Source organism: Bacillus sp. 0209A (genome assembly GCF_036765095.1).
Lineage (GTDB): Bacteria > Bacillota > Bacilli > Bacillales > Bacillaceae > Bacillus > Bacillus subtilis_G.
On record NZ_JBAIZV010000027.1, the window covers coordinates 1 to 248 of the forward strand.

Annotated in this window: 1 protein-coding gene; it reads left to right on the forward strand. The window is 60.1% G+C overall.

Annotated features, from left to right (window positions below; genetic code table 11):
• On the forward strand, positions 1-248 hold a 248-nt coding region (locus tag V6D44_RS21005), incomplete at both ends, for a hypothetical protein (protein ID WP_333516866.1).

Here is a 248-nt window from a genome sequence, read left to right on the forward strand (position 1 = left end):
ATCGCCAATACGAGAGTATACATTCTCGGCGAGGGCAATCAAGTGCAGCCGGAAGGCGTGGCCGGAGAGCTTTGCGTAGCGGGTCGCGGGCTGGCACGCGGTTACCTGAACAAGGAAGACGAAACCGCGAAGCGGTTTGTCGCCGATCCGTTTGTGCCGGGTGAACGCATGTACCGCACCGGCGATTTGGTGAAATGGGTGAACGGCGGCATCTCGTACATCGGCCGGATCGACCAGCAGGTCAAGGT